The 16,987-nt window shown below is 43.0% G+C and carries 13 protein-coding genes; 7 read left to right on the forward strand and 6 right to left on the reverse strand.

What is annotated here, in order from left to right; translation table 11 throughout:
• The first annotated feature begins 2 nt into the window (after nt 1-2).
• Together cydB and cydX are read left to right on the forward strand one after the other, a co-directional pair.
• The gene (cydB, locus tag L5L94_RS07240) at nt 3-1,142 is read left to right on the forward strand and encodes a cytochrome d ubiquinol oxidase subunit II (protein WP_028761243.1); all 1,140 of its coding nucleotides are present in this window, start codon (nt 3-5) and stop codon (nt 1,140-1,142) included.
• Between the two features lie 19 nt (nt 1,143-1,161).
• Nucleotides 1,162-1,278, forward strand: coding sequence for a cytochrome bd-I oxidase subunit CydX (gene cydX / locus L5L94_RS07245; protein ID WP_011788717.1), 117 nt, complete (start codon nt 1,162-1,164; stop codon nt 1,276-1,278).
• A 639-nt stretch (nt 1,279-1,917) separates the two neighbouring features.
• Here the strand turns inward: cydX and L5L94_RS07250 are convergent.
• On the reverse strand, nt 1,918-3,921 hold the full coding sequence (locus L5L94_RS07250; protein WP_263162193.1) for a methyl-accepting chemotaxis protein: 2,004 nt from the start codon (nt 3,919-3,921) through the stop codon (nt 1,918-1,920).
• A gap of 261 nt (nt 3,922-4,182) precedes the next feature.
• Here L5L94_RS07250 and L5L94_RS07255 point away from each other — a divergent pair, with 261 nt between their 5' ends.
• Nucleotides 4,183-4,428 (forward strand): YdcH family protein, encoded by a 246-nt coding sequence (locus L5L94_RS07255; RefSeq protein ID WP_105251903.1) that lies wholly within the window; start codon nt 4,183-4,185, stop codon nt 4,426-4,428.
• On the opposite strand, the gene L5L94_RS07260 is transcribed toward L5L94_RS07255, so the two are convergent.
• Nucleotides 4,413-7,493, reverse strand: a complete 3,081-nt coding sequence (locus L5L94_RS07260) for an efflux RND transporter permease subunit (RefSeq protein ID WP_263162198.1) — start codon at nt 7,491-7,493, stop codon at nt 4,413-4,415. The genes L5L94_RS07255 and L5L94_RS07260 overlap by 16 nt on opposite strands.
• 2 nt (nt 7,494-7,495) lie before the next feature.
• Complete coding sequence (locus L5L94_RS07265; RefSeq protein WP_263162201.1) at nt 7,496-8,602, reverse strand: efflux RND transporter periplasmic adaptor subunit; 1,107 nt, start codon at nt 8,600-8,602, stop codon at nt 7,496-7,498.
• Nucleotides 8,603-8,741: 139 nt separating this feature from the next.
• Between L5L94_RS07265 and L5L94_RS07270 the strand changes: the two genes are divergently transcribed.
• On the forward strand, nt 8,742-9,371 hold the full coding sequence (locus L5L94_RS07270; protein ID WP_105251906.1) for a TetR/AcrR family transcriptional regulator: 630 nt from the start codon (nt 8,742-8,744) through the stop codon (nt 9,369-9,371).
• A 120-nt stretch (nt 9,372-9,491) separates the two neighbouring features.
• A complete protein-coding gene (locus L5L94_RS07275; protein ID WP_263162204.1) occupies nt 9,492-10,436 on the forward strand; it encodes an autotransporter outer membrane beta-barrel domain-containing protein in 945 nt (314 codons plus the stop codon).
• A 12-nt stretch (nt 10,437-10,448) separates the two neighbouring features.
• Here the strand turns inward: L5L94_RS07275 and L5L94_RS07280 are convergent, their stop codons facing one another.
• From L5L94_RS07280 to L5L94_RS07290, 3 genes are all read right to left on the reverse strand, one after another.
• Nucleotides 10,449-11,009: a chalcone isomerase family protein gene (locus L5L94_RS07280; RefSeq protein WP_263162207.1), complete on the reverse strand. Its 561-nt coding sequence runs from the start codon at nt 11,007-11,009 to the stop codon at nt 10,449-10,451.
• Between the two features lie 303 nt (nt 11,010-11,312).
• Nucleotides 11,313-11,792 carry a DUF2947 domain-containing protein gene (locus L5L94_RS07285; protein WP_263162210.1) on the reverse strand — a complete coding sequence of 160 codons (480 nt, stop codon included), beginning with the start codon at nt 11,790-11,792 and terminating at the stop codon, nt 11,313-11,315.
• Between the two features lie 118 nt (nt 11,793-11,910).
• Nucleotides 11,911-14,370, reverse strand: a complete 2,460-nt coding sequence (locus tag L5L94_RS07290; protein ID WP_263162212.1) for a 6-hydroxymethylpterin diphosphokinase MptE-like protein — start codon at nt 14,368-14,370, stop codon at nt 11,911-11,913.
• A 406-nt stretch (nt 14,371-14,776) separates the two neighbouring features.
• On the opposite strand from L5L94_RS07290, the gene pseB reads away from it, so the two are divergent.
• Both pseB and pseC read left to right on the forward strand, forming a co-directional pair.
• Complete coding sequence (gene pseB, locus L5L94_RS07295) at nt 14,777-15,778, forward strand: UDP-N-acetylglucosamine 4,6-dehydratase (inverting) (protein WP_105251911.1); 1,002 nt, start codon at nt 14,777-14,779, stop codon at nt 15,776-15,778.
• Nucleotides 15,775-16,923 (forward strand): UDP-4-amino-4,6-dideoxy-N-acetyl-beta-L-altrosamine transaminase, encoded by a 1,149-nt coding sequence (gene pseC / locus L5L94_RS07300; RefSeq protein WP_263162215.1) that lies wholly within the window; start codon nt 15,775-15,777, stop codon nt 16,921-16,923. The genes pseB and pseC overlap by 4 nt, the downstream gene beginning before the upstream one ends.
• Nucleotides 16,924-16,987 lie beyond the last annotated feature (64 nt).

Raw genomic sequence — 16,987 nt, forward strand, 5'->3', positions numbered from 1 at the left:
TTATGTTTGATTATGAAATATTAAGAGTTATCTGGTGGGCTCTGATCGGCGTACTGTTCATCGGATTTGCGGTTACTGATGGTTTTGACATGGGTGTCGGTGCGTTACTGCCAATTATAGGCAAAGACGATACTGAACGCCGTATCATGGTTAACACTATTGCTCCCCATTGGGACGGCAACCAAGTGTGGTTAATCACAGCAGGCGGTGCGTTATTTGCCGCTTGGCCTATGGTGTATGCAGTGTCTTTCTCTGGCTTCTATGTCGCCATGATGTTAGTGCTGTTTGCCCTCTACATGCGTCCAGTCGGATTCGATTATCGTTCTAAAATCGAAAATCCAAAATGGCGTAAGTCGTGGGACTGGGCTTTGTTTGCCGGTGGTTTTGTACCTCCGCTAATCATAGGCGTGGCCTTTGGTAACTTGTTGCAAGGTGTGCCTTTTGAATTCGACGAGTTCCTACGTGCGACTTATCATGGTGGTCTGTTCGGCCTGTTGAATCCTTTCGGTTTGCTGGCAGGTCTTGTGAGCGTGAGCATGTTTATGATGCAAGGCGCTTCTTGGCTACAAATGAAGACTGACAGTGAGCTGCGTGTTCGTGCTGCGAAAGCCACGCAATTCTTCGCACTGTTAGTGGCTGTGTTGTTTGCTGCTGCGGGTGTGTGGTTAGCCAATGGTATTGATGGTTATGTAGTGACTTCAGTACTGGACCATAATGCGGTTTCTAACCCAGCCATGAAAACCGTCGCAATTGAAGCGGGTGCTTGGCTTGCCAACTATGACAAATACCCCATCACTATGCTGTTCCCCATCTTAGGTGTGGCATTGCCTCTGCTAGTGATTTTGGTTAGCCGCTTTAACCGTTCAGGTTTTGCGTTCCTATTCAGCTCACTCACTGTGGCTATGGTGATTTTGACTTGCGGTGCAGCAATGTTCCCATTCGTCATGCCATCATCACTTAACCCTAACGTCAGTTTGACTATGTGGGATGCAACAGCCAGTAAAATGACCTTAGGTGTTATGACTGCTGCTGCAGCGATTTTCGTACCTATAGTGTTGAGCTACACTGTCTGGACTTACTACAAGATGTTTGGTCGTATCGGCCGTAAGCATATTGAAGATAACAAAGCCTCACTCTATTAGGCATTAAGGAGCATCTGCTATGTGGTATTTTACGTGGATATTAGGGGTTTTGTTGGCCTGTTCTTTCGGGATTATCAATGCCCTGTGGCTTGAAAATACAGAGAACATGGACAGATCGGCAGAAGATGCCGAGTAACGTCTAAACTCGATTTAAAAACCTCGCATTAGCGGGGTTTTTTATTGGGATTTTTTGATGGGCTGAGGTTATTTTAGTTTGAAGTAGAGCTGCGTTATTGTATTAGGCCAAGCAGTTAACTTCGCTGCAGAGTGGTGGTATAACTGCAGCGAATAGGCCTGATATCATCGCTTTTTGATTGTGCTCTCTGCAGATGCTTGCTCGCATGGTTTAAGATATTTTCTCCATTTCTCCATTACTCCATTACTCCTTTACGTCAGGATCCTAAATCAAAGTCCCAAATCCCTTTCTTAAATGTTGCTCCTATCGTTTTGATGTAGTGCTGTTATAAAAAATGCCGCCCAGTTAGGGCGGCATTTAACGTTTGATAAAGCACTAACTCTGTATCTAACCTGAACTCGGGATAACGAGTGTCGAAAAATCTAAATTTAACAAATAAAATCAATTACATAAAATTATTCGTTTAAAGCGAAAAATCTATTTCCTGACTGAATGCGCAGATTTTTGCGCATATCAAGGCGCTCTGTCGTACGCCATAGCGAGCTATGGTTAGACAGAGCAACGCAGAGAGGCCCGAAAAGATGTCTATTCAGCGGCTCTGCTTATCCCGAGCTCAGGTTATCTAAGTCCGTATTTGAGTTATGCCTTAAACTGGCTTATTTGGCGTTTTAAGGCGGCGGCTAAGGAAGACAGTTCATTGGCAGAATGCACTGTTTCAGTGGCACGGTGCTCGCCTTCGTTAGCGAGTTCGCTGATCTGATGCAAATTGTGGGTTATCTCTTGTGCAACACTGCTTTGCTGCTCAGTAGCCGAGGCAATATTGCGTGAGCTAATCGCGAGTTCGCCAATCCTACGGGTGATTTCCTTCAGTTGTTCACCCGTTGCTTCACCCTGTGCTGCAGATTCCATTCCTAATTGATGACTTTGGCTCATTTGTTCTGTGGTGCTTTTCACTTGAGTTTGCAGCTTTTCAATCGTTTGGCCAATTTCTACAATGGATGACTGGGTCCGCTGGGCGAGAGTTCTCACCTCATCGGCAACGACGGCAAAGCCTCGACCTTGATCGCCTGCGCGCGCCGCTTCAATCGCTGCATTTAATGCGAGTAAATTAGTTTGTTCGGCAATGCTGTTAATGACTTCGGTCACCTTGCTGATCGCTTCACTTTCATGGCTGACTTTTTCAACCGATTGATGACTGTTGCTGAGTTGCTGACTGAGTTTGAGTAAATCCTGCACCACTTTCGTCTGTTGGTTTTGACCTTCTTTGGCTGCGGCATCCACTTGCTGGCTTTGAACTGCGCCATCTTGGGCATGATTAGCCACATCACGGATCGAGGTCGACATTTCTTCGATGGCAGTTGCGATTTGATCCGTTTGTAGCATTAGGGCTTGAGCTTCTTCACCATTTTGCTTCGCGATACTTTGTGCCTTGGAGGCCTGTTGCTCTAGACTTATGACTGAATCCTGCAATGCAATAATCAATTGCCTGAGCTCTGAGGACATAGTTGATACGCTGGTCGTAATTCGATCCACTTCGTTTTGACTCTGTGGTTCTGATGGCGCTAAGTGATGGCTAAAATCGCCACTGCCTAAATTTTCCATATGCACTTGGAGGGCATGCAAAGGTTTGAGTGCGCGAATTAAGACAACTGATAATAGCGCTGTGATCAGCGCGATCCCTGTGATAGCAACGATGGCGTTGATGGTGAGCAATTGCATACTTTCTTCATTAAGCTCACTTGCTTTGACTTGACCCACTAGCACCCAATTCCAGCCTGTTACGGTTTGGCTATAGGCAAACATGGGCTCATTTTTACTATTGCTGTAATGGGATTCCGCATCATTTTGGGTGGCATACGCAACACTTAAGCCATCAAGCATACTTTCGGTGATGATGTCACCTGCGTTGAACTTAGGATGGGCGACTAACACATTGTCTGCTTTGCGTACTAATAGAAAATGGCCACTTTCTTCTAAGGTGATTCTGTTAACTGCTTCTTGTAATTGTTTTAAGGAACTGGTGATGTCGAAGCCAATATATAAGATACCAATAACTTTGCCCTGTGTGTCTTTCACTGGACGATAGACTGTCATGTAGTCTTTGCCGAAAAGTTTGGCATAACCTTCGTATTCATTACCGCTGAGCAGCACTTGATAGCCTGGATGTGTTTTGCCAAGGGAAGTACCTAGTGCACGGCTGCCATCGGCTTTTTTGAGCGAAGTCGAAACTCGCATAAAGTCATCGCCATCACGCACAAATACTGTAGCGGTACCGCCAGTTAGATTAGCAAAACGATCGACTTTACTTTTTGATGAGTTCACTTGTTCTTGTTCATGCATTAGGGCTGGAGAGCCTACTCCCATCACATTGACAGTTTTATTTTGCAGACTAAATTGTCCAGGATACATTTCCTTAAAAACATCGGCGTTGCGTCTCGCAAGCTGCAGAAGACTATCGTACTGCAGCTCTAACATGTCTGAAACTGCACGCATTTCAGATTTCATGGCACTGATACCTTTATCTTCTAATACATTTGAAGCGGCTTTATAGGAGACGGTACTCAATACGCCAAAGATGAGAAGAGTGAGAATAAACGCGAGGGCGCCAATTTGTTTTGCAATAGGCCAATTTTTATAATTCATCGTAAGATCCTATAGGTAACGGTTACATCAATGTAGCCTAAGTTTTACTCTGTAGTCTTGATGTGGGTCTAAAACTTCTGCAATTTTAAACTCATTTCGTTGATATTTTTTGCAGTTTTAGACTTGGACTCATCAGCTTATTTTGCAGAAATGTTAGCAGATAACATGCCCAAGTACTGGCTGTATTCTGAAGGTATAGACTAAGCTGCTTAAGGTGAATGGAGTTCATAGTGTTAGAACCACATTATAGGAGAAGTGTATATGCTAGGTGAGAATCATGCGTTGGTTTATGAGTTTCCTGATTTTGTCGATCAAATTAAGCATTTAAAAGTCAATAATACTGCCTTCGCGACCATGGCTAGTCGTTACCATGAGCTCGATAATAAAATTAGGGCGCTGGAGTTAACAAAAGTGCCCACCGCCGATGAGCACTTTTTAGCGTTAAAATTAGAGCGATTAAACCTTAAAGATAAACTGTACCAATATCTAGTTCATGATGCGATTTGAGCTTGAATCGCGGATGGGGTGTTTGCCGTACGGGTTTTCATCAGCAGCAAATACATGGTTGGAACCCATACCAGAGAAAGTAAAGTCGTCAGCAGGGTGCCGCCCGCGATAGCAATGGCAAAGGGAGGCCAAAACCCGCCGCCAGCAATGATGAGCGGAATAAAACCGCCCACGGTGGTAATGGTTGTTGAGCTGATATGACGACCACAGCTGCTGACGGTAGAGACTATGGTTTCCATATCGCCGAGCCGAGCGCTCGGCATATCTTCTAGTTCGGCCAAGATCACAATCGCAGCGTTAATGGCAAGTCCCATTAATCCAAGTAGTCCTATGATGACTGGGAATCCAAATGGGTACCCGAACACAAACACGGCTAATAGGCCTAGTCCTGCTGATTGTATCGCGCTCAATAGAATAATCGCTGTGAGCCGAAAGGAGTTAAACGACAATACCACAGTGGCTAATAACAAGGTGACGACCAACATCATATTGGACAGTAAATTACCGACTGCTTCGTTACGCTTAGCGCTTTCCCCACCGATTTCAATGCGATAACCCGATGGCAACGGTAATTGAGCCACTTTATCTTTGACATCATTAAGTACTTGAGCAGGTAATACCCCACTGACGATGTAGGCTTCTATGGTATTAACCCTTTGGCCGTTGCGCCTTGGAATGGCGCCGCGGCTCACTTGCACTTCGTTGTGGGCGAGGGCGGATAATGCAACAGACTCACCCGAAGGTGTCATTAATTGAATTTCAGAAAGGCGGCTCACCTGCTCGCGACTGTCATCAGTAAGGCGAACTCGTACGGGTAAGGATTCTGTTTGCTCAAGCACGCTGCCACCGATAACGCCTGTGGTTGACATTTGGATCTGTTTGGCAATGTCCGTCAGGCTTAACCCACTCATTAGACTGGCATCTTCATTTACCTGTAGCCACAGCTTAGGCGCACCGGCACTTAAGGTTGCACGTGTGTGAAGTACGTCCGGCGTTTGCGCGAGAATATTACGAACGTCGTCGCCCAATGATCGCAAAGTATCTAGATTCGGGCCGAAGATCATTAACTCCACTGGCGCATTAAAGGGCGGGCCTTGCTCGAGTTTTCGTACTAGTACTTGCGCTTCGGGAAAAGCGCTATCAAATTGCTGTTGTAATTCGGGGATTAACTCATTAGCACGCTCAAAGTCAGTCACTTTTACCATGGCCTGTGCATAGTTAGTCGCCCCTTGTTGGCGCTGCGTCAGGTTGTAATAAAATGAGGGCGTATTACCGCCCACCACCCAATCGACTTGAGTGATCCCTGTGACTGCGTGGAGTTTTTTATCCATCAACTGCACTTGGTTCAAGGTGTTTTCTAAACTCACATGGGGCGCAAGATAGATTTCAATTTGGAACATGTCCCTGTCCGATGGCGGAAAGAATTGCTCCGTCATCTTACCCGAGGCGAAAAACCCTAATACTGGTGTAATGCCGATAAGCAGCGCGCTGACGATAGGGCGTTTAAGGGCAATTCTCAGGCTCGCTTGAAAATATTGGCTCACTAGCGGGAGGTTGATCCCGTGTTGATACCAGACATCCTGTTTACCTTCATGACTAAAACGTCCCGCGAGCCCTGCAATTAACGTATGGGAAATCACGTAAGAGCCCAGCAGCGCAAACATCACTGACATGGCAATGCCACCGACAAATTCTCCCGCAGCACCGGGCATGAGTACTATGGGCGCAAAAGCCAAAATAGTGGTGATAGTCGATCCCGCTAAGGGCAGCCAAAGATGGTGTAAGGTTTCGCTCACTGCGGCTAAACGGCTCATTCCTTGCTGACGCCTTTGTGATATGGCATCGACAATCACTATCGCATTGTCCACCATGATCCCAAGGGCGACGACGAGTCCTGTCACCGACATTTGATGTATCGGCAGGCCGATATATTTCATGCAGGCCAAGGTAAACAGCGCTGTGAGCGGCAATGAAATCGCCACTATAATGGCGTTTCTTAAGCCTAGGGTGAGGAGTAATACCAGTAAGATGATGACAAATCCTTGCAGCAGGTTAACCACTAGCCCGCCAAGTCGTTCGCTGGTGTAACTGTTTTGCTCGAATAGCCATTGGATCTGGATATTGGCGGGGACTTCGCGATTGAGTTCGTCAACGACGTTATTGACTTGCGCTTGCCAAAGATCAACACGGGTATTATCGATCATTCGTACTGCAACCATTACGCCTTGTTCACCATCGACTAACGCTATGCTATCCGCTGGGGTTTGAGCTTGGCGAGTCACTGTGGCTATGTCGCCGAGGCGAATAATTTGCCCTTGGCTATCAATTTTAAGCGGCACTTGGCGAATACGGGTTAAAGAATCAAGCTCGCCGGAGACTTCAACTAAGGCTCGAAATTCACGGTTGTTGATTTCACCCGCAGCAATTTTACTGTCGGCGCCGCTGAGAATATGGGCGATGGACGCAGGAGAGAGCTGTAACTGGCTCATCTTGTTACCATCAAGCTGCACTAGCATTTCTTCGGTTGGGGCGCCGTAAAGTTTGACAAAATCCGTGCCCGATAACAGCCTGAGCCGACTCTGTAATTCTTTTGCGTAGCGGTTTAGCATGTCGACTTGTACGGGCGTATTACTATTCCACACTAAACTTAAGATGGCGGTGTAGGCATAACCAATTTGATCATCGAGTGTGGGAGATTGTATGCCCTCAGGTAAATTAATTTTCGCATCGGCCAATAAATCCCGCGCTCGAGACCATACAGGAGCCGTTTCTTTAACTGTGTCTTTCAATTCTAACTGTATAACTGAAATCCCTGGTCGAGAGGTCGATTGGATCAACTTAATTTCTTCCAAACGCCTGAGCTGGTTTTCAATGACTTCAGTCACTAAGGCTTCTACCCGTTCGGCTGAGGCGCCAGGATAAGGGGTGATCACTGAGGCGAAACGGTTAGTTATGTGGGGATCTTCAGTACGCGGCAGGCTCGATATCGCACCAAAGCCTGCGACAAGTAATAGTGCAATAACGAGGCTGACTAAGCGGCCGTTTTCAACAAAGGCTTTAATCATAATTACCTCGTGGCTGCAGCAATGGGAGATACAGTTTGGCCGACGACCAGCTTATGCAGCCCTTGACTTACATAGATTTCATTAGGCTGAATCGCGCCTTGAATGTAGGCCATGTCTTGGGTGGTGTAGAGGATTTCCACATCGCGGCGCTCTATGATGGATTGCTGTTCATAGTTTGCGATGACATAGAGATTCCATAATCCGCGAATACCATCCGTCAGTGCGGAAATGGGTACCCAATAGCCCGGTTGCGGGATTTGCTGTTGTTGATGCAGATACGCAATTTCGCCGTTAATCACACGGGCATCTCGGGGCAGGCTTATTCTCAGTTGTAGGGTACGACTGATGGGATTGACTTCAGCGCTAATACCGGCAATTTCAGCAGAAAAGGTTTGATCTCGTACACTAACTTGCACTTGCTGTTTGGTGTTAAATTGCTCCGCTAGCGCAACAGGAACACCAATATAAGCTTCAGGATTGATGTTACCCACTAAGGTGAAGATAGGACTGCCCACGGCAATCACTTCGCCAAGATTATGTAGCCTTTGGCTTATGGTACCGTCAAAGGGAGCTATTAAAATGGATTTATCGAGCTTAAGTTGGTTGGCATGCTGCGAGGCGAGTAGACGGTTTTTCGCTGCGGCTAAGCTATTTAATTGTGAGCGGTTTTCATCTAATAGCTGTTCAGAGACATAGCCCGATTTTTTCAATTCTTGATTACGTTTTAGAGTGCTGGTGGCCAGATCAACATCGGCTTGGGTTTGTGCCAGACTTGCTTGGATCTCTTGACGCTCGGCTTCGAGTAGCCGGGTATCGAGAACTGCAAGTATTTGTCCTTGCTTAACTTTACTCCCAGAATCGACCTGTAAATTGTTTAACTTTCCCGCTAGTTCAAAGCCTACACCTGTGGTATTACCTGCACGGATGGTGCCAGTGAAGGTCTGAAAGTGTTCATAACTTGGGGTCTGGATCAACGTTTGGCTTGTGACTGTGGGTAGCGTGGCTGTCGTAGCGTGTTCGGTGACTTCCTTTTGACAGGCGGATAATGTGGCTAAAGCAAACACGCAGACGCTAAGAGTGCGCCAAGAAAGTCGGGCAGTTCGATCCATTTTAAAGGCTTCCACTGTAAGTTAAACGTTAATACTATGTAACTAGACTTGCTAGTCTAGTTGCACGAAACTAGACTGTCTAGTCTATTTTGTGCTTAACTAATGCCAATTAATTATGTCTATCCATTTGAGAGTTGATATGACGCATTCCTCTGAGACGCAATTACCTTTGAGCCGTAGTGAACAAAAACGTCAGCAAGTCCTTGTGGCTGCTATTGATTTGTTTTGTCGTCAAGGTTTCCCTCATACCAGTATGGATGAGGTTGCCAAGCTTGCGGGCGTGTCGAAACAAACCGTATATTCCCATTACGGCAGCAAAGATGAATTATTTGTTGCGGCAATTGAATCTAAGTGTGTTGGCCATAATCTTAATGATGATTTGTTAAGTGATCCCACTAAACCGGAATCGGCATTAACCCAATTTGCCTTGCAATTTGGGGAGATGATTGTCAGTCCTGAAGCTATTACTGTATTCAAAGCCTGTGTGGCGCAATCCGAAAGTCATCCTGAAGTGTCGCGATTGTTCTTTGATGCAGGCCCTAAACACATAGTGGGCTTATTGGCGGATTATTTAGTCGCTGTAGAGGCGTTAGGGCAATATCGATTTGGTAATGCTCACCATAGTGCAGTGCGTTTATGTTTAATGTTGTTTGGTGAGTTAAAACTTAAATTAGAATTGGGATTAGTGGCCGATGAACTTTTTGACGACAGGAATCATTATATATTGGGTTGTGCTGACATGTTCTTGAGGGCGCATCGGGTAGAGTGAAGGCTTGTTTGTTTCAGAGGTATTAGTTTGTATCTTCATTTTGAAAGTGTGAACCTTTTTATTCAATAGCGCGTATTATGCACAAAAATTTATCCATTATTTTAAATGCAAGGAGCTAGCGTGGCTAATCGAAAACTCGCACCATTAAGCGTAAAACAGCGGTTGCTGAAAAGCAGTTTGTTATTGTTACCGTTAATGAGCTGTGCCGCTATTGCAGCGGATAAACCTTCGCAGGAATACAAACCTTTTAGATTAAGTGTCACACAGATCAGCACCCAAAGCGCCGAGGTAGCTAATGGCAATACTGAGCTACAAAGGGACAGCTTATTACTGAATGCTGGGATGAATGTATCACTGGATAAGCAATGGTCGCTAGGTTTTCGTGTGGGCTATGACCGACTTGATTATGACTGGCGTAACATCACGCTTACTGGCGCAAACAATGTCGCACCGCTGTTTGGCACTGACGGACAGAATTGGGATCATATTAATCGTTACCGTGCCGGAGTGTCGTTAAATTATCGCATGGATAAACATTGGGCCTTCTTTTTAGCGCCGCAGATCCAATATGCCTACGCCGATACTGCATCGGCTAGCCAAGCTCAGAGTTACGGTATTGTGGCATCGGCCATGTATGCATTTGATTCGGGAAACATGATTGGCTTTGGCGTCGCGTATCTTAATGATATCGATGAAGTTCGCACAGTGCCTTATCTTGCCATGCGTTGGCAGATAGATGAACATTGGACACTGGCTAATCCATTCCAAGCTGGTTTTAGTGGTCCAGCAGGACTAGAGCTTAGTTATCAATTCAATCCTGATTGGAATATTGGTTTGGGTAGTTCACGTCGTACTGAGCGATTCCTTATTGAGGATGATGATATTGCTGTAGAAACGAACGAATGGGTGAGTTATCTGCGTGGCGGTTGGCGAGCAACGCCTGCTCTAACCGTAAATCTCTATGCTGGTTATTACTTTGATGGTGAGTTAGAAGTGACAAATCAAGCCGCGCTTGAAATGGATAACCAAGGCGCAGCGGCCTTGGATATCGAATTCAAATTCTAACGTTAATGTCAGTTATTTGCCCAGCATGGCCTCTTTGAGGCTTTTCTGGGCTGGCTTATCACCTAGCCAAATTTTTAACAGTGCTTGACGGAACATTTCACCTTCGATGGTGGCTTGTTCCTGACCATTTTTATAGGTTGTCACGCCACGGGCTTTATTGGCGACTAAGGTAAATTGGTCACCTTCTTTAATTTCTTCCTTAAACAGCGCCATAAAGGTATCTATCTGCGGTTGAATATCGGCGGTGTTTTCTGCCGTCGCTTGCTCAAAACCTTCAGTGATCGCATCGCGCATTTTTTCTGAGGTGATCATGCCAGAGGTAATGTTAAGGCGTATCGCTGCAACTGGTGCATCAATAACCGCTGCAGTGCTACTTAATGCTGCTGGCAAATACAAACTGCCTACATATAAATCCATAAAGAACTTACTGCGAACGCCCGCACCATTGAGGTGTAATGTTTGGCTATCTAATGTCACTGTCTCGGCGACTTGCACTCCTGAGACTTCTTTGGCCATTAATGTGTGGGGTAATAACAGCGCGCTTGCTAGGGTAAGAGTGGAGAGTAACTTCATAATACACCTCATTTTTCTATTTTAATTATTGGGTTTTAAGCAGATTTTTTATGAGTATTTACAGCAAAAAGTTGACCCCCAACTTCTCAAATACTCGGCACCGAAAACGGATGTTAATCTAAAGAAGAGGTGAGTGATAGGCTAATTGTGCTTACGCATCATTCAAACATGGTTAAATATGGCATACTCATCATTAAATATGAGCATGCCAACAAGATGACTCATCGCGCTAAATTATCGGCGTAAAAGTGTTGGCGTAAAGCTATCGATGGGAAATCATCAGCGTTAAGCACCCTGTATAAATTATCTGCGAGTGCCTAGCTTGTACTGACCACTCTGTTCGAACATCACCGCTTGTTTCTGTTTTGGCGAGATCAAAATGGGACCGTCATCAAAGAAAAGAAAACACTTCCAATTGCGGACGAACACATCCCAACGAGTTTCAATAATCTGATATTTTTCATAGCAAAAATACACCGGCGTCTCATCGGGCCATTTTATAAACTCAGCTAACATGGTGGGTAAACTGCTATCTTCACTATCCCAAGCGCTCTGCCAATGATCTGTTTCCACCCAAGCATCAGCCTTCGCCGCCCAGTCTCCCTTAGTAAATTGCTCCGCACGACTACTCTTGTTGCTGATCCATTGGCTCCAGATTTCCATCGCACTTTTATCTGTTAACGGCAGGATGTGCGCCTTGTCCTCGTCGGTGACAGGCAAGTCTTTGTGGTTGAAAATCCACTTACGGCGGTAAGTTTCTAAAGGTATATAGGTATGAGCCAAACAAAATCTCCTAGGATATGCAGATGAGCAATGCTGAAACGAGGCTAATTATACGGTCTAGCGAGGTAATAGTGAAATCACCGAACACGAATATGCGAGTTCGGTGATCTTGAGCCTGTTATTGTGAGACGTTCATTAGTCTTGTGAGTTCAGATAAGTAATCACGTGCCACTTGATTATCGGGATCGGCATTAATTGCATTAGAAAATGCAGTATGCGAAGCTTCTATTTGATTGATTTCAAACATGAATAATCCAAGTTTTATCCATGTTTGTGTATCTGATGGATACTTCTCTAGGTAATCTAGGTAGACATTAACTGAGTCTTGAATCTTGCCTTGGAGTTTTAAAATATGCGCATACTGAGGCATGTACTCATCACTATAAGCCAAAATTTTGACTAGAGTTGCTGTTGCAAGCTCAAGGTTACTTAGTTTGAGCGCCAGTAAAATAATATGCTTTAACTCCATCTCAGTACAAAGTTCTTCAGGCAGAGCAAGTAAAGCATCTAATGCCTGCTGCGGCTGCTGTTCAAGGCTGAGTTGGAATGATAAGGCGAGGTGGTACAGCCTTTTAGCTTCATTGTCAGATTCAATTAAGGGGAATAAGTTTTGGACTGTAAGTGATAATCCATAACTATTTTCATTCGAGTTTAGTCCCATAATTTTTTTATAGACGCGTTCCATTCCAGAGGCTTTATTTAGCGTATCGATATAAGCTTTTCGTACTTGAGTGATATCTTCTTCAAATTTATCTTTTAATTGTGAAAAAATAAAATTTTCATGCGAGTCAGATAATGCAACTTTATGGTTTTTGCACCATAAGAAAACTCTACCAGGTTGATGATTTTCTAGCCAGACAGGGGCGAGTGGAGCTAATGAGCTAGAATCAATTTCTAATATTCTAAAAACTATTTTTTTGTAAGATTTTATTACTAGTTTAAGAATGTTATGGCAGGTCGTATTAAATGCATTATAGTAATTTATAGTCATTTTATTAATGTGTGATTGAGTCCAATTTTCTGTTTCTCTTGTAGTTAGAAACTTTGAAAACTCAAGATATCCATAGGTTTTAATTAATCTTGTTAGCTCTGGGTACTTTGAGTTTATACTTTTTTCAATCTTATTGACTTCATCAAGTATGACATCAGAGTTCAATGAGTTTAAATTGAGTTTTTTAGATAGCGCTAACGCTTTCTTTGTTAGCTTTAGTAGCTTGGTGAGATCGTCTTTAGCTTTTTTACATTCATCTAATGTTTGTTCTAAGTCAATTTTTTTATTTTGGGTGTCGCACTTTTCTAGGCAAGAAATTATTTTACTACCAAGTTCATCAAGAATAATATTTTTAGTAGAAATATGAGAAATGCCTTCGATTTTTGCAGCATTTTTTGACAAATTTATAAAGTCAACATTAGGATATTTTTTAGCCTCAGATGCTAGTGACTCCATCGCATGGACAAGCTGTATTGGAGTTTCAGCTTGGTAGCCTGCATAGGTTTCGACCCATTTATTATTATGTCCTAAATTAGGGCCTAGATTAGCTTCAACTGTTCCGTTTGCATGAGTGTATCCAGATCTTGAGTAACAATAATCAACACCACTTAATAGTATTTTTTTGAACCCCATCTCAACAGCTAGGCGAATCGAACTATTAGTAACTGTCGGCCCGACAGTAATGATGTTGTCGTGATCCTTTTTGCCACTCCATGGATATCGTTGACCTAGATATATACTTTGTCCTTGCCATTGTGAAAGTACTTTTGGACTAACGTGGTAAGAGTTTACTAGAAGTGTGTTTTCACTTAATGCAAAAATTTCTCGACTAACATCAAAGCTAAACTCTTGTGGATCAACGCAAGTGATAATATCAACTGAAATAGAGTGTTTAGCTAGCTTACCTGCAATACGCGACACTGCAATAATGAAAAGATTGTCACTGTTCTTTATTATCCAATCAATATGCTCATCAAGTGAGGGGCCGCCAGCAACGACCAAGCAAGTTTTCCCTTCAAATTTGTTTCTAAGAAGCTTTGCAGGTGTGTGATTGTCTGGGATATTCTCTAGTTGAGTCTGAAAGAATATTTTTTGGGTGAATAAAACCCTATGATTAAAATATTCATCTTGGACTTTGTTTTCTATTCTGCTAAATAGTGAGTTATAGGCTTCTAGGTGTTGGGATGTGACACCAAGAGAAGCATAAATCTCATACTCTCCTTTAGCGAGATATATTTTTATATCCTCTTGTTCTAACTGCTCTAGAAAATCAGTTTCATTTACTATCTTAAAGTTTTTTTGCTTAGCTGACGGGATATCTATAATTAATAATGGTAGCACTTCATCCAATTCGATAAATATAAATTTAGACCCTAAAGCGATTTCCTGTTCTAATGCATAACTTGCTAGCAGTCCTGAGTCCATTCCAATAATAATATTAAGCTTATCTTTAATCGAAAATGCCTTTTTAAACTTATTGTTATAAATTGTTTTTGAGTCAAGATTTTCAAAAGTATGGCGATTTATGCTAGGTAAATAGTATTCATTAAATCGACTTATTGCGAAACTATTCAATATTTTGTTCATTAGTTATACATTCCTATTGGTCGGCAAGTAAGTCAATACGAGCTCTTATCTTATATGCCAAGGCAAAAAATTGCTCAGGTAGAAAACAGCAATAAATGCGCCATGTTATTTTTTTGACAGTTTATATTGACATTTAGCCCTCAGGTGTTGATTGACTAGTTAGAAAGGGCTGACTTGATGCAATAAAGTCGAAATTAGCCTATAAAATCATGTAAATTTTACGAGTAACTACCTATACTAATAGAGCTTTATAGGTGAGTAAACTACGTTCTAGTAATGATTTTATGCCATGTTGGCTTGTTTTTTGCTTTGATTTAATTGCTTTAGCAGTAAATCGTCAATTGTATAGGTTGCTACGGTTACATTATCAAGATGGAAAGCTAAATTGAGCCACTGGGGAGGCCCTATGTTTGATAACAAAACAATTTTAATTACAGGTGGCACTGGGTCATTTGGGCAGAAATACACAAAAACAATTTTAGAAAGGTATAAGCCCAAACGGTTGATCATTTTTTCCAGAGATGAATTGAAGCAGTTTGAAATGCAGCAGATATTTAATGCTCCCTGTATGCGTTATTTCATTGGAGATGTGCGTGATGCCGACCGCTTAATGCAAGCATTGCAAGATGTCGATTATGTTATCCATGCAGCAGCATTAAAACAGGTACCTGCTGCAGAGTATAATCCTATGGAATGTATCAAGACAAACATTTATGGTGCAGAGAATGTTATTAAGGCCGCTATTGCTAATAAAGTAAAAAAGGTGATCGCCTTATCGACAGATAAAGCTGCGAGTCCAATTAATCTTTATGGTGCGACAAAGTTGGCTTCTGATAAGTTATTTGTTGCAGCCAATAACATCGTAGGTCCTGGGAAAACACGCTTTGCTGCCGTCAGATATGGAAATGTCGTAGGTTCTCGTGGTTCTGTCGTTCCTTATTTTAAGCAGTTGATTGCTAATGGTGCTTCATCTCTTCCTATTACCCATCCCGATATGACACGCTTTTGGATTACACTCCAAGATGGTGTTGATTTTGTTCTTAAAAATTTCTCTAGAATGCAAGGTGGAGAAATTTTTGTACCTAAGATCCCTTCAATACGAATTTCCGATTTAGCGGATGCTTATGGTAATGGATTACCACATGAGATCGTAGGTATTCGTCCTGGTGAAAAAATGCATGAAGTTATGTGTCCAGGTGATGATTCTCATCATACGATAGAATTCTATGATCATTTTGTTATCACACCATCAATTAAATTTTTTGGTCGTGAAAGTGATTTTACAGTTAATGCTTTAAATGAAGTTGGCACTTTAGTTAATTCTGGCTTCGAATATAACTCTGGTAGTAATGTTCATTTTTTAACAGTCGAAGAAATATTAAAACTAGATGAGGAGTCATGTTCATGATTCCATATGGAAGGCATGATATTAATCAGGATGATATCGATGCTGTGCTTGCGGTATTGAAATCAGATTACTTGACACAAGGTCCAGTCGTTCCTGTGTTCGAACAGGCTGTGGCACTGGCTGTTGGTGCAAAATATTCAGTAGCAGTAAATAGTGCTACCTCAGCATTACATATAGCCTGTCTTGCATTAGGTGTAGAAAGGGGGGATTTAGTCTGGACATCTCCTATTACGTTTGTCGCATCAGCAAATAGTGCGCTTTATTGTGGCGCTGAAGTAGACTTTGTTGATGTGGCTCCCTATACCGGTAATATGTGTCCTAAGGCTCTGGCAACAAAACTGCTTCTTGCTGCAGAGGTAGGAACTTTACCAAAGGTGGTTATTCCTGTTCATCTATGCGGTCACAGTTGCGATATGCAGGCCATTTCGGCACTCGCTGATGAATACGGATTTAAGGTTATTGAGGATGCTTCACATGGAATAGGCGGTAGCTATCAGGGTCATAAACTTGGCAGCTGCGAATATTCGGACATTACAGTTTTTAGTTTCCATCCGGTGAAGATTATTACCAGCGCCGAAGGTGGCATGGCAATGACTAACTGCGCAGAGTTGGCAGCAAAAATGGCTCTCTATCGGAGTCATGGAATAACCAAAGTACCTGAAATGATGCTTAGGCCTGATGAAGGGGACTGGTATTACGAGCAGCATTTACTTGGGTTTAATTATCGAATGACGGATTTACATGCTGCTCTGGGACTATCACAAATGAGTCGTCTAGATAATTTTGTGACTAAGCGAAATCAATTGGCTGATATCTATGAGCAAGAACTAGCAGGTTTACGACTGAATGTTGTTGACCCTATACCAGATTCTATCAGCGCTAGACATCTCTATATGGTACGGCTACAACATGCGGATCAACGTCGTATAGTTTTCGATACAATGCGTCGTAATGATATTCAAGTGCATGTGCATTATTTTCCTGTACATTTGCAGCCATTTTATATTTCTCTTGGTTTTCAGACTGGCGACTTTCCTAATGCTGAACGTTTTTATGAAGAAATTCTCACACTTCCTTTATATCCCACATTGGACCGGTCTGAGTTGCAATATATCGTAGCTACGCTTTTTACTTGCATAAGTTAATCTATGCTAGCCAAGTACCATTTCGGCAGCCTCTGGCTGCGAGTAGCATATATCTACTTAAATT

The sequence above is a fragment of the Shewanella sp. SM21 genome, from assembly GCF_025654335.1.
GTDB lineage: Bacteria > Pseudomonadota > Gammaproteobacteria > Enterobacterales > Shewanellaceae > Shewanella > Shewanella oncorhynchi.